This is a genomic window from Marinobacter bryozoorum (assembly GCF_023156245.1).
Classification (GTDB): Bacteria; Pseudomonadota; Gammaproteobacteria; order Pseudomonadales; family Oleiphilaceae; genus Marinobacter; species Marinobacter bryozoorum.
The window spans coordinates 20,602-33,641 of the sequence record NZ_JAKZAH010000039.1 but is presented as its reverse complement, the minus strand read 5'-3'; the positions used below and the strand labels follow the sequence as shown (position 1 = coordinate 33,641).

General features: G+C 59.4%; 10 protein-coding genes, 1 tRNA gene, 1 pseudogene and 1 riboswitch. Of the genes and pseudogenes, 2 read left to right on the top strand and 10 right to left on the bottom strand.

Annotation, left to right across the window (positions count from 1 at the left end):
* Window positions 1–270 precede the first annotated feature (270 nt).
* The 4 genes and pseudogenes from MLC59_RS16515 to MLC59_RS16495 form a co-directional block, all read right to left on the bottom strand.
* Window positions 271–585, bottom strand: a pseudogene (locus MLC59_RS16515) (site-specific integrase); the annotation flags it as partial.
* 135 nt (window positions 586–720) lie between these two features.
* Window positions 721–1,035, bottom strand: coding sequence for a HigA family addiction module antitoxin (locus tag MLC59_RS16510; protein WP_072678652.1), 315 nt, complete (start codon window positions 1,033–1,035; stop codon window positions 721–723).
* A 10-nt stretch (window positions 1,036–1,045) separates the two neighbouring features.
* A complete protein-coding gene (locus MLC59_RS16505) occupies window positions 1,046–1,324 on the bottom strand; it encodes a type II toxin-antitoxin system RelE/ParE family toxin (protein ID WP_072678653.1) in 279 nt (92 codons plus the stop codon).
* Between the two features lie 741 nt (window positions 1,325–2,065).
* Window positions 2,066–2,142 (bottom strand) — tRNA-Pro (locus tag MLC59_RS16495).
* 280 nt (window positions 2,143–2,422) lie between these two features.
* On the opposite strand from MLC59_RS16495, the gene MLC59_RS16490 reads away from it, so the two are divergent.
* Window positions 2,423–4,051 (top strand): FMN-binding glutamate synthase family protein, encoded by a 1,629-nt coding sequence (locus MLC59_RS16490; protein ID WP_248236508.1) that lies wholly within the window; start codon window positions 2,423–2,425, stop codon window positions 4,049–4,051.
* A gap of 38 nt (window positions 4,052–4,089) precedes the next feature.
* Here the strand turns inward: MLC59_RS16490 and MLC59_RS16485 are convergent, their stop codons facing one another.
* From MLC59_RS16485 to thiB, 3 genes are read right to left on the bottom strand one after another with little or no spacing between them, the layout of a single operon-like run.
* On the bottom strand, window positions 4,090–4,728 hold the full coding sequence (locus MLC59_RS16485) for a thiamine ABC transporter ATP-binding protein (RefSeq protein ID WP_248236506.1): 639 nt from the start codon (window positions 4,726–4,728) through the stop codon (window positions 4,090–4,092).
* Window positions 4,721–6,394 carry a thiamine/thiamine pyrophosphate ABC transporter permease gene (gene thiP, locus MLC59_RS16480; protein ID WP_248236505.1) on the bottom strand — a complete coding sequence of 558 codons (1,674 nt, stop codon included), beginning with the start codon at window positions 6,392–6,394 and terminating at the stop codon, window positions 4,721–4,723. Before thiP ends, MLC59_RS16485 begins: the two co-directional genes overlap by 8 nt.
* Window position 6,395: 1 nt before the next feature.
* Entirely contained in the window at window positions 6,396–7,406 is a 1,011-nt protein-coding gene (gene thiB, locus MLC59_RS16475) for a thiamine ABC transporter substrate binding subunit (protein ID WP_248236504.1), read from the bottom strand.
* 73 nt (window positions 7,407–7,479) lie between these two features.
* Window positions 7,480–7,573: riboswitch (TPP riboswitch) on the bottom strand.
* Between the two features lie 296 nt (window positions 7,574–7,869).
* Between thiB and MLC59_RS16470 the strand changes: the two genes are divergently transcribed.
* Window positions 7,870–9,462, top strand: coding sequence for a BCCT family transporter (locus tag MLC59_RS16470; RefSeq protein ID WP_248236503.1), 1,593 nt, complete (start codon window positions 7,870–7,872; stop codon window positions 9,460–9,462).
* A gap of 122 nt (window positions 9,463–9,584) precedes the next feature.
* Here MLC59_RS16470 and MLC59_RS16465 read toward each other — a convergent pair whose 3' ends face one another.
* From MLC59_RS16465 to MLC59_RS16455, 3 genes are read right to left on the bottom strand one after another with little or no spacing between them, the layout of a single operon-like run.
* Window positions 9,585–10,532 carry an alpha-L-glutamate ligase-like protein gene (locus MLC59_RS16465; protein ID WP_248236502.1) on the bottom strand — a complete coding sequence of 316 codons (948 nt, stop codon included), beginning with the start codon at window positions 10,530–10,532 and terminating at the stop codon, window positions 9,585–9,587.
* On the bottom strand, window positions 10,529–12,046 hold the full coding sequence (locus tag MLC59_RS16460) for an inactive transglutaminase family protein (RefSeq protein WP_248236501.1): 1,518 nt from the start codon (window positions 12,044–12,046) through the stop codon (window positions 10,529–10,531). Before MLC59_RS16460 ends, MLC59_RS16465 begins: the two co-directional genes overlap by 4 nt.
* 10 nt (window positions 12,047–12,056) lie before the next feature.
* On the bottom strand, window positions 12,057–12,842 hold the full coding sequence (locus MLC59_RS16455) for an ATP-dependent zinc protease family protein (protein WP_248236500.1): 786 nt from the start codon (window positions 12,840–12,842) through the stop codon (window positions 12,057–12,059).
* Window positions 12,843–13,040 lie beyond the last annotated feature (198 nt).

The window sequence follows — 13,040 nt, the reverse complement described above, 5'->3', positions numbered from 1 at the left end:
CTTGCTCATGATTCTCCTCCTTGTGGAGATGATGAATCAGAGCTTAGGCACCTGTCCAAAATTTGGGGTCCACTTCAGTGCGTTGTAGCCGATTTGCAGCGTCAGAGTGTAGTCCAAAACCACTGTGCCGTTGCCAATACCGATAGTGTGCGCCTCCGATGGCGGGTTTATCGATGTCAGAGCTTTGTTGGTCAGAGGCTCGTCGATGTGATAATCGCCCGTTTGATAGGTCATCGGATAAAGGGTAAATCTGGTACTACTATTTATTTAATCCATACCCGAGAGTCCACGCAACTCGATCCATGCTTCGACCGATTCGCGCGTCTTTATGGTTATCTCAAACTGAACTGGCTGACTGGTCTTCTGCTGGATGACTTGCGCCCGGTCCAGAACCTCACCGTTTCTGGAAATACCTCGAACCAAAAGCTTTACCAGATCGCAGGATCGGAGTTTGCAGTCAATTGCCATGTTGAACATCGCCAGCTCGCGGATGTTCTTCGCTATCTCTAACCGAATACGGATAGCCCATATTTGTTCGAGTTTGAGCGGTAGCTTCTGGCCGACGAGCTTCCCTTTGTTCCAGGGAGCTTAGCTGGTAGAAAATGTCATGACGAGGCCCTCTTCGGAGGGTAAGGGCCTTTAAGTATGGCTCAGAAGATTGTTCTCTGCTGGCCAACCGGTCGCAAAGCGGCGGAAAATCGATAGCTGTGAAGCCGTTGGTTATGCCCTGTGTCTGACTTCAGATACCGCAGTCCACGGACGAATAGTCTTTAACTGATCCTCCAGGGCATCTTTGGCAATCTCAGTGTCGTAGGCTGCCTGAGCGCGCAACCAGTAACCGTTAGACAAGCCAAAGAAACGACAGAGTCGCAGGTCCGTGTCTGCGGTAATCGAACGCTTTCCCGCGATGATCTGGCCTATTCTCTGAGCAGGCACCCCAATTTCTTTGGCCAGGCGGTATTGAGAAATGCCCATCGGCTCCAGAAAATCTTCTTTGAGCAACTCGCCTGGCGTGACAGCATCAATGTTGCGCATGAGCCACCTCCTAATGGTAATCAACAATTTCGACATCTTCCGCGCCAGCCCTGGTCCAGCGGAAGCAAACCCGGAACTGTTTGTTGATTCGAATGCTGTGCTGGCCTTGGCGGTCACCATGCAATGGCTCCAACATATTTCCGGGCGGTACTTTCAAATCATCCAACTGGCTTGCAGCTTGGAGTTGCCGAATCTTCCTTAACGCAACTCGCTCAAAATTGACGAAGCGCCTGACGCGGCGTCCGCTTGCCAACTTCTCGGTATCCTTACACTTGAACGATATGATCATGATTCAATAGTAACGTGATGCAACATTAACGTCAAGCGTTATTAGCCGGAAGATGAATCTCGAATATTCGCTTTTGTTTAGCAGCAGACCGATCGAGGCCGCAGGCCAGCAAGGGCAGAGAGCGGTGGGTTTATGAGAGAAAGATAGAAAGTGGTTGCTCTCGGCCCGGCAGGCTCATCGATAATGCGACGGTTGAATCTTTCAATTGACGACTCCGAAAGGAGTGTCTGAACGAAACCGGTTCTTGTCACTGGCGGACACATCAAGTTCGTTGTTCGTGCCCATTCCGCCTTGGAGTGGTCAACGCCCTCGGACTCCGCCAGAAAACATGCAGTTTTACGAAGAAAACAGAAGCAACTGGAGCCGAATTTTTGCAACTCTGGCTGGATCTATGGCGGGGTCAGGGTCACCCCTCGTTTGGCGTTTGTTAGAGAATGACAGGCAAGCCCGTTGGATATCAGAAAGGTCTGTGTTGTGTATTGTTACAGTTTGTGGGTGGCGGTATTTTTCAGCATTTAGCTCCCGCCGGTTTCGGCTGCCGTGGTTAGGCTGCAACTCGTAGTCGTGCTAGAGTTTTAGGGTCGGAAACGGTGATGGAGCGGGTCGCGGTAACGCTAGGTCCGCGAAAACCGTTTGAACCGAATGTAGAAGTGAAATTTGCGGGTTGTACCCAGACTGTACCCAAGGTCTGGGAACGAAAAAGGCCAACCCCGAAGAGTTGGCCTAAGTCGTTGATCTAATTGGTCGGGACGGCAGGATTTGAACCTGCGACCACCTGCACCCCATGCAGGTGCGCTACCAGGCTGCGCTACGCCCCGAATTGCTTGCGGAGTTGATGTTCAGGTAGTGGTCACATAGTTGGATAATGAACGACTACTCTGTACTCCGTGCCAGGTTGGTTTCCCTCACTGGCTTAGCGGGAGCGAAGTCTACACTAGCCTTCTGGAAAAATAAACACTCGATGACAGGGCGTTGCGGAAATTTTTCCGGGGCTGTTCAGAGCCATGACTTTTGCGTAATGGTCTGTAGAATCCCGCTTGTTTGGCACCGTTTATCTGACAAGTCCGGAGTCCGCCCTTGAAGATTTCCCGCTGGTCCATGCCGATGCGTTACAGCGCGCTGACGGCAAGTGTTATTGGTTTCGTGGTTACCGCACCCCTGGCACTGTGGTCGCCCGGCTTTGCGCTGCTTGCCCTGGTGTTCCTTGGCCTTCTGGTGCTTGGTGTATGGGACATGGTGCAGCGCCAGCGTACGGTGAGCCGTAACTATCCGATATTGGCCCACTTCCGCTATTTACTGGAATCCATCGGTCCGGAGATCCGCCAGTATTTTATCCAGTCGGATACCGAGGAACGTCCGTTCTCCCGGGAGCAGCGCACCATTGTTTATCAGCGGGCCAAGAACGTCCTGGACAAGCGCCCGTTTGGCTCTCAGCTGGAGATGGGCAGCGAGGGCTTTGAGTGGATGGACCACTCCATAAAGCCGGTGGAAATTGAAGACCCGGATTTTCGCATCACCATCGGCTCCCGCTGTGCCAGGCCTTATAGCGCCAGCGTATTCAACATTTCAGCCATGAGCTTCGGGTCGCTGTCGGCCAACGCCATTCTCTCCCTTAATGAAGGGGCCAGGATGGGCGGGTTCTACCATGACACGGGCGAGGGCTCCATTTCCCGGTATCACCGGCAACCGGGGGGCGACCTGGTCTGGGAAATCGGCTCCGGTTATTTCGGCTGTCGTAATGAGGACGGCACGTTCAGTGAAGAACGCTTCGTTGAGAACGCCACCCTCGACCAGGTAAAGATGATCGAGATAAAGCTCTCCCAGGGCGCCAAGCCGGGCCATGGCGGGATACTGCCTGCTGCCAAGGTCACGCCGGAGATTGCCGAGGCCAGGGGCGTGCCGGTGGGGGAGGACGTGGTTTCGCCAGCCCAGCATTCTGCCTTCTCCACGCCCATCGAATTGCTGGAATTCGTGGATCGGTTGCGGGAGTTATCTGGCGGCAAGCCGGTGGGCTTCAAGCTGGCTATTGGCCACCCCTGGGAGTGGTTTGCCATCGTCAAGGCCATGCTGGAGACCGGCAGGCACCCGGACTTTATCGTGGTGGACGGGGGTGAGGGCGGCACCGGTGCTGCGCCGCTGGAGTTCATCAACCGCCTGGGCATGCCGCTGATCGAAGCGCTGTTGCTGGTCCATAACTCCCTGGTGGGGACCAACTTGCGAGAGCATATTGCGATCGGGGCGGCCGGCAAGATCACGTCCGCCTTTAACATTGCCCGCATCCTGGCCCTGGGGGCGGACTGGTGTAACGCAGCGCGGGGTTATATGTTCGCCCTGGGCTGTATCCAGGCGCTGAATTGTCACACGGGCCGATGCCCCAGCGGCGTGGCCACCCAGGACCCGGTGCGGGGCGGCAGGCTGGACGTGGCGGATAAAAGCGAGCGTGTGGCCAACTTCCACCGTAACACCGTCCAGGCGCTGGCCAACCTGATCGGTGCCGCCGGCCTGAACCACCCCCGTGAACTGGGGCCGGAGCATATCGTGCGGCGGGTCAGCAAGACCACGGTGCACTCCTATATGGACCTGTACCCGTTCCTGGAACCGGGTGAGTTGCTCAATGGCAAGGAGCCCGAGCATGGGGTGTTCCGCAAGTACTGGGCTGCGGCAAGGGCCGACAGCTTTGATCCCCCGGAGTTTATCCTGAAGCTGCGGGAAACCAAGCTGCGCTGAGGAATAGCGGCTGCCCAGGCCCGTTCGCCCGGCGCCGGCTACCAGGGCTGGAAGAAGTCGCTCACTTCCCGGTCGGCAAGGGCCTGGCGATCACGGATATCATGGCTGACCAGGGCCAGCGTTTTGCCCTGGTCGCGGGCCTGCAGCAGCAAATCCTGAAGAATGGTGCGGTTTTCGTCGTCCAGGCCGGTCATGGGCTCGTCCAGCAGCAGCACGGGCTGGGGCCGCAACAGCGCCCGGACTACCGCCACCCTCTGGCGCTGTCCTCCTGAAAGGTTCCCGGCCCGTTGATTGTGTAATCCGCCAAGATTCACCGTTTCCAGTGCGGCTTCAATCCGCGACCACTGTGTTTTCGACAAACGCAACCCGGGGTGCAGCCCAAGGCCAACGTTCTCTGCCACCGTGAGGTGATCGAACAGGTTCTGTTCCTGGAAGACGGTGGTTACCGGGCGTTGCCAGGGCGGCAGCGGCCCCAGGTTCTGACCTTGCCAGCGCATATCGCCCCCGGCGGGTGCCAGGAAGCCGGCGACCAGGTTCAGCAGTGTGCTTTTACCGCAGCCACTGGGGCCGGTCAGCGCGACGCACTCACCTTCCCGAATACCGACATTGAAGTGCCACCCGGGGGTATCCGGAGCCTGGCCGGGGTAACGGAACAGCAGGTCGTCGATTTCAAGCATGGGGTACTCCGGTATGGGTGACTCCGGTATCACGCATGGCAGACCGGCTTGCTACCCGGCCCGGGCGGGACAGCAAAGTGAACAGGGCGGCAATGAATATCAGAAGCCAGCAGGCGGTGCCAGTGGCCGCGGCAACCTGGTAGCTGCCCAATTGCTGGTGCAGCAGCATGGGCAGGGTGGGTTGCGCCGGGGAGCCGAACAGGGCGATAACGCCGAAATCCCCCAGTGACAGGGTGATTCCGTACCCCAGTGCCAGTGCCAAAGGCCGTTTCAGCCGGGGCCATTGCAGCCAGCGCCAGCGGTACCAGCCCCGGATATCCAGCTGGTCGGCCACCCGGAGTGCGGGGGTGCCCATGGCCTGGAATGGCCCCCGAAGCACCTGTAGCGTAAACGGCAGTGCCATCAGGCTGTTGATCAGCGCCACCACGGTCAGCCCGTAACCCTGGATGCCGAGCCGGGGCTGGATCAGCAGGAACAGGCCGGTTCCCAGAACAATGGGTGGCACGATCAACGGCAGGTAGCCGGACACACTGGCAAGGCTGCGGGGCAGTCCGGGCTTCAGGGCACTGGTCGCGGCCAGCAAGGCAAGTGTGATGGCCACGGCCAGCAGGCCAGCGGGCAGGGCAATCGCCAGGCTGCGAAAGGTGGCGTCCCAGAGTGCCAGCCTGGGGTTGGTGAGTTCGCGAGCCAGCCAGGGGACGCCCCGTAATGCGATGGCCAGCACCGGCAGGGCCAGGAACAGGGCGAAAAGGCCGATGAGCGCCCGGTCGGTAGTCCGCCGCCAGCCGGCGCTGTCGGCCCTGAGAGAGCCCGTATCTGTGGACGAGGATTGATCAGGCAACACCGCCTGGTGCCGGTTCTTGCGGAAGACCAGCCACCAGAGCCCGCCGCAGATCAACAGCTGGACAAAGGCCAGTAACGCGGCCCGGTTGAAGTCGAACTCGAACCGCAAGGCCTGGTAGATGGCCACCTCAATGGTGGTGGCACCTGGCCCGCCGCCGAGGGTGACCACGATGGCGAAGCTGGTAAAGCACAGGGAAAATACCAGGGCTGCCAGCCCCGGCATCACAGGTCGCAGGGCTGGCCAGTCCAGAACCCGCCACAGCTGCCAGCTGCCAAGCCCCAGCTGGCTGGCTGCACGGCGCTGGCTGACGGGAACGCGCTCCAGGGTTTGCACCATCACCCGGGCCGCCAGGGGGGCGTTGAAGAAGATGTGGGCCAGCAGGATGCCGCTGATGCCATAGAGGTTCCAGGGCAGTGAGCCACCTGCCCATTCAGTGACCTCGGCCAGCCAGCCGCGGCGGCCGTAGACTGCGACCAGCCCGGACACCGCGACGATGGTAGGCATCACCAGGCTCATTTCCATCAGGCGAAGCAAACCGGCGCGGCCGGGAAGGTCGGGCTGGCGCACCAGCGCCCGGGCTATCGGAATGGCAATCAACAGACTCCCGATAACAGACAGGCTTGCCTGCCAGGCCGTAAACCGGATCACGCCCTGGAGGTAAGGGCTTTGCCAGAGTTCTGACGGCCCGCTGTCTGCCCGCAGGATCAGCGCCAGCAAGCCACCACCCATAAGCACCAGGACTAGGCTGGTGAAAACCAGCCCCGGGGCAAGTTGCCAGCGGCGGCGTGAAAAGGGTGGCGCGGGCCGGGTAAGGGCAGTCATCTCAGCGGGTCATGGCGTCCAGCCATTCGTTGGTCCAGGCCTGGCGGTTGGCCCTGAGGGTTTCCGGCGAAAACATCAGAGCCCTTGTTGGCTCGATCAGCCGGTCGAAGACTTCAGGCAGTTCATCGCCAAGGTCGATGGCCGGATACATGACGTTCTTCAGGGGGATGTGGCGCTGAAAGTCCGGGGTCAGCATAAACTCCAGGAAGGAACGTGCGAGCGCTTTCTGATCCGAGCTTTCCACCACGGCGGCCACCTCAACCTGCAGATAATGCCCTTCCTCAAATGGAATGGCCTGGTAGCGATCGGTTTTATCCACCGCCATGTGGTACGCCGGTGAGGTGGAGTAGGAGAGGATCATGGGCGCCTCACCGTTCATGAACAGTGAGAAGTAGCCATCGCTCCAGCTCTGGGTGGTGGTGAGGACCTTGCCCTGCAGTTGCTGCCAGCGCTCGTCAGCCTGGTCTCCGAAGACGTGTTTCATCCACAGCAGTAACCCCAGCCCGGGGGTGCTGGTTCGCGGGTCCTGGATGATGATCTTCAGCTCATCCGGCGCGTTGACCAGGGCTTCGAGGCTGGTTGGCGGATTATCGATCTGCTCGGTGTCGTAGACAAAGGCAAAGTAACCCCAGTCATAGGGCACGAATACCGGGTCCTGCCAGGCCACCGGCAGGGCCAGTTCGGGCAGGGCAGCCTGGTGCTCTGCCAGCAGCCCGGTCTCCCGGGCGGTCTCCATGGTGGATGTATCCAGCCCCAGTACCAGGTCGGCGTTGCTGCCCGGACCTTCCAGCCTCAGTCGCTGCAGGATGGCGCCGCCACTGTCCAGTATGGTGAATTGCACCTCGCAGCCACAGCGATCCTCGAAGGCCTCCCGGATGGCCGGCCCCGGCCCCCATTCGGCGGCAAAGGACGGGTGGGTGTAAACCGTCAGCACCGGTTTTCCGTACGCCTGGCCTGCCCCGGAAAGAATGAGGGTTGTCAGCGCGGCACGCAGTAGTGGATGGAGGTTCATCGCTGGCATCCTGGAGTGGAGGTAAGCGTTGCCGGGGCGACCAGGGTGCAGTAGAGGACAGGCGCTGACGCAGTGTCATCGCAGGCTCAATCCCTTCGCCGGTATGGTCCGGATCAGGTTCCGCGGGTATGGTCTCAGCCCCGTTCAGGGCACCCCGTTGAGTGGTGCCAGAATAACCTGATCGGGCTCCCCGGTTCCAGATGGGTAACGGGTTTGTGACAGCGTTTTGTCACATCGGAAAGGATGATTTCCTTAACCTGTACTATCCTCCATGTTGCAGGCCCGGAATGACCCCGTGGGACGTCAGTCTTTACGGCGGTGTCCGGTAATTCAATAAGAAATCGAGGCTTTTTTGATTCTTAGAGTTCAAAACAATAAAATTGCGCCGGTGTAACGTTGTGGGAGGGGTATCCCCCCCCCCCCCGCGAAATGTAGCAAGCCATAGTCTATGGGAGGCTCCACAGTGGGCGAGGTTGTCAAAGACGAATACCAGACGGACTACGTGGCAGGCCAGGACAACATCAATCCGTTCGGCCTGGACCTGCACGCACCTGTGTTCCCCATTACGGCGATTCTGGTGGTCGTATTCGTAGTGGGCACACTCATGTTTCCCGGAGAGGCCAAGGAGCTTCTGGACGGGGCAAAGAACTCCATCATCAACAACTTTGATTGGTTCTTCATACTGAGCGCCAACATCTTCGTGGTGTTCAGCATAGCGCTGATCTTTCTGCCAATTGGCAAGATAAGGCTGGGCGGGCAAGACGCAAAACCCGAGTTCACCCGTTTATCCTGGTTTGCCATGCTGTTTGCAGCAGGCATGGGGATTGGCCTGATGTTCTGGGCCGTGGCCGAGCCGGTGGCCTATTACTCTGGCCACTGGGGCATGTCGCCCTTTAATGTCACGCCGGAAACTGAAGAGGCACGTGGGCTGGCAATGGGCTCTACCCTTTACCACTGGGGCCTGCATCCCTGGGCGATCTATGCGGTAGTTGCCTTGTCACTGGCGTTCTTTGCCTTTAACAAGGGCATGCCGCTGACCATTCGTTCCGCCTTTTTTCCGCTGTTGCGCGACCGTGTATGGGGCTGGCCGGGCCATATTATTGATGTGCTGGCCGTGGTTGCCACCATCTTCGGCCTGGCGACTTCCCTCGGGTTCGGCGCCCAGCAGGCAGCTTCAGGCCTGGATTACCTGTTCGGCATTTCTTCCGGTATCAATGTGCAGATGGCCATTATCACCGGGGTGACGTTTGTTGCACTCATCTCCGTTTTGCGAGGCCTGGACGGCGGTGTAAAAATACTCAGTAACGTCAATATGATGATTGCTGCCGTATTGCTGTTGTTTATCATCTTTGCCGGACCAACCATGAAGATCCTGGAAACCATCTGGGTGACCGGTTCAAGCTATGTGGGTAACTTCGCAGGCCTGAGTAACCCGTTTGGTCGTGAGGATGAAGGCTGGATGCATGCATGGACCGTGTTTTACTGGGCCTGGTGGATCTCCTGGTCACCGTTCGTCGGCATGTTCATCGCGCGGGTGTCGAATGGCCGTACTGTCCGGGAGTTTGTTACCGCTGTACTGATCATTCCGACCGTTATTACCACCGTCTGGATGAGCGGGTTTGGTGGCGCTGCACTCGACCAGATCCAGAACGGCGTGGGTGTTCTGGCCCAGGATGGTCTGGGTGATGTTTCCCTGGCCACGTTCCAGATGTTCGAGAACCTGCCGCTGACCGGCGTTATCTCCTTTGTCGGGATCATCCTGGTACTGGTGTTCTTCGTGACCTCGTCGGATTCCGGCTCACTGGTCATCGACAGCATCACTGCTGGCGGCAAGACCGATGCACCTACAGCCCAGCGCGTGTTCTGGGTGGTTATGGAAGGTGCTATCGCGGCCGCGCTGATCTTTGGCGGCGGTGCCGATGCACTGGGGGCCATACAGGCGACCGCGATCAGTGCCGGCCTGCCATTTACGGCAATCCTGCTGGTCATGTGTTGGGGTCTGTTCAAGGGTCTCAGCCACGAGCGCAAGCTATTGTTGGCCGAAGGCAAACTCTAGTCTTTACAGGCTGGTGACAAAAAACCGGGGCTGCGGCCCCGGTTTTTTTACGCCTGGTATGAGGTAACGGCAGAGCGTCTGCAGCTCGGCCAGTCAATACGGGAAGTGATCAGGGGAGGTAATCAGGCCCCGAAAGTGGTCATGGCATAGGCCGCGCGCTTTTCCGGGGTGTAATGCGGCCGTTTCAGGGATTCGATATTGCCCAGCCGGGGCAGCAAGCCCTTGCCGTTGGCCATCTGGATAGCCAGGCCCGGACGGGCATTCAGTTCCAGCAGCAGGGGGCCTTCCACCTCGTCCAGCACCAGGTCCACCCCGATATATCCCAGGCCAGTGGCTTCATAACAGCGGGCAGCCATTACCAGCATGGTGTCCCAGTCGTCGATGCAGATATCACTGACCGGTAGCCCGGTATCCGGGTGCAGCAGGATCTGGCGATTGAACTGAACCGCGTTCAGCGCTCGGCCGGACCCAATGTCCAGGCCAACACCGACGGCACCCTGGTGCAGGTTGGCCTTGCCGTCAGAGGCCCTGGTGGAAAGCCGCAACATGGCCATCACCGGGTAGCCCTGGAACACCACGATGCGGATATCCGGAACCCCCTGGAAGGAGACCTTTGAGAGCAAGGCCGTGGGCCGTACCAGGTCCTCGACAATGGCCACATCGGGTGTACCACCCAGGCTGTAAAGGCCGGCCAGGATGTTGCTCAGGTGGCGTTCCAGGTACCCCAGGGTCAGGTGCGCCCCGGACGCCTTGACGTACTGGTCGCCCTCCCTGCGCTTGATAACCGTGATGCCCTTGCCGCCGGACCCTTTGGAAGGCTTGATGGCAAACCCTTCCAGGTCCACCGCCATCTCCCTGAAATGGCCGATCTCGTGCTGTTGCCTCACCACCTGCCGCAGGCGGGGCGTCTTGATATCAAACTCCTCCGCCAGCAGCTTGGTCTTGAGCTTGTCGTCCACCAACGGATAGGCGCGGCGATCATTGTAACGAGCGATGTACGAGACATTACGTTCGTTCATCCCCAGGATACCGGCCTTGCGCAGGCGGAAGGGCGATATCCAGGCACTCATGAGAAGTCCTTGACCGGGCTGAACCGGCGCAACTCGGTCAGCTTGTAACCGGTGTACTGCCCCATCAGCAGGATCAGGCCGAAGGTCACCAGGTGCAGTTCCGGGAAGTTGAAGGTCAGGTGCCGGGCCAGGGGGGCGTCCATCAGCAGGTACGCCAGCACGGCCACAAACAGGCTGCCGAAGCCCTGTATGACGACTTCCCTGGGGCCGTCTTCTTCCCAGAGGATGGACATGCGCTCAATGGTCCAGGCCAGGATCACCATGGGGAAGAAGGTGACGGTCATGCCGGTGTTGAAGCCCATCTGGTAGCCGACAATGCTGATGCCGGTGGTAATGGCAATCACCAGGATGATCAGCGCAGATATCCGGGCCACAAGGAGCAGGTTAAGGCTCGACAGGTAACCCCGCATCACCAGTCCCACCGCGACCACCGACAGGAAGGCCACCAGGCCGGGAATCAGGGAGGTCTGAACAAAGGCGACGGCGATCAGTACCGGCATGAAGGTACCGGAGGTGCGGATACCGATAATGATTCGCATAAAGGCGACCACCAGCGCCCCGAGGGGAAGCAGCAGCAACATGCGGAACATGCCCTGCTCCTCGATGGGCAGCTCATAGAGGCTGAGGAACCCGAGCCCGTTACCGCCGCCCTCACGGGTTGCCAGCTGCAGGGCCGGTACGGTCTGCTGGAGCATGGAGAAGCTGATCTGGGAATCCTGACCACCCATGACATCGAGTAGGGCGTCCGCATCCTGGCGCCAGAGCACCACATCGTCCGGCAGCCCCTGCTGACCGGTTTCGGGGTGGAAGGTCAGCCAGCGTTCGCCGTTATGAATCTGTAAAAAGGGGCGCAGGGGCTGAAGTCGCCGGGCGTCCTCCAGCTTGAGGCCATCCGCGACCCGGGCCGGGATGCCGGCATGGTTGAGCAGGCGCTGGACCAGGGTGACGTAGTCGTTGTTGTTCAGCAGCAGGGCAATATTCTGATCGGGTTCGGAAGAGCGCAACAGTTTGATCAGCTCACGGGTCATGCTCTCGGGGCTGGCGGACTTGGCGCCGGCCCGTTCGAGTACCTCGGCCACCGCGGTGGCTTCGGGCTCTTCCCAGAACATCGCCTGGGGCTCCGGCGCAATGGTTCGAATGCTGCCGTCGGTGGAGTCGTCTGGTGTCAATTGCACATTGAAGTACAGGGTTTGCCCGCCGTCAGCCTCGCGAATGCTCCACTCGGCCCGCAGGTCGCCGGAGTCCTCGATCAGTGAGAAACCGTAACCGGGCGACGCCGCCTGCTGCGACAGCACCCGGAAACCGGGCGGGTTATCCGGCACATTGAGGCTGACCAGTACCTCTTCACCGGTGGCTTCGAAATCAATGCGTGCCTCCACCATCCATACGGGCTTTTGCTCGCCGGCCAGCCAGGGGATACCCAGCTGCACATGGCGGGTTACTGCCAGGGCAATGCCGGCAGCAATCAGCAGGAAAATGGCAAGGTAGAAGGGGTAGCGGGAACGCTGTTTCAAGACAGATGCCTCAGTTGTTCCGGATGGCGTTTGTGCGGATGGAACGGGGCAGTTCAGTACTGTATTCCTTGCCCACATCGATCAGCATGACGTCTCGCAGAATGTTGCGGCCAATCAGCAAAGCGTAGGTCAGGTGGGCCCGGTCACTCAGGGTGAATTCGGCCTTCTGTTCGTGGTCCCCGATGCGGAACTGGAGCTCAACCACCGCCCGCCGCTCGTGGTCTTCCTCGTTGGCCTGGATAATACGAACGTTACGGACCACCTTGCGCTCAAGGGTTTCGAAGGTGTCGTCCTTGCCGGGTACGGGGATATCGAAGCGCACCCACTCCTGCCCGTCCCGCTCGAAGCGCTGAACATTGCGGGCATCCATGGAAGACGTCTCGGCGCCACTGTCAATGCGGGCGTCATAGATAAAGTTCGGGCCAACCAGGAAGGCCTTTTCCACTTCACCCACCACCAGCTTGCCCTTTACCCGGTCACTGGTGCCGGTGTCAGTCGACGGGTCGACGGTGCATGCCGGGGCCTCGGGAACGGGTGGGCACTCCGGCGGTTTTACCCGCTGGTTGATGGTGTCGATAATCCGCTGGGTCGACTCACTGGTGAACTCTGTAAGTTCCTGGTGATTGCGGTCGCCGGTGGTCTTCAGGTAGGTCAGGTCAGCGTTCTGGTCTGCAACGGACTGCTGGAGCCCCTGCATTTCATAGTGGTCCACCAGAACCGAGTCTGCAGCGCAGCCGGTCAGCAGGGTGGTCGTGGCGAGCAGGGCGGCTGCGAGCGTTTTGGATGTCGACAACATGGGTTCTCTCTGACTGTCCAGGTCGCGCGGATTATACATGAACGGTCCCTCGTCCGGGTTTACGGTAACTTCACAATGGCCAGTGAAAAGCCCTCGGGTGTCGCCATGGTCGGGTTGGTTGGCCCAGGGTAGCCAAACCCCGGCCAGCCACAGCGTTGAGGAATTCGCGTATAGTACTGGCAACCGTAAGTTGATGAA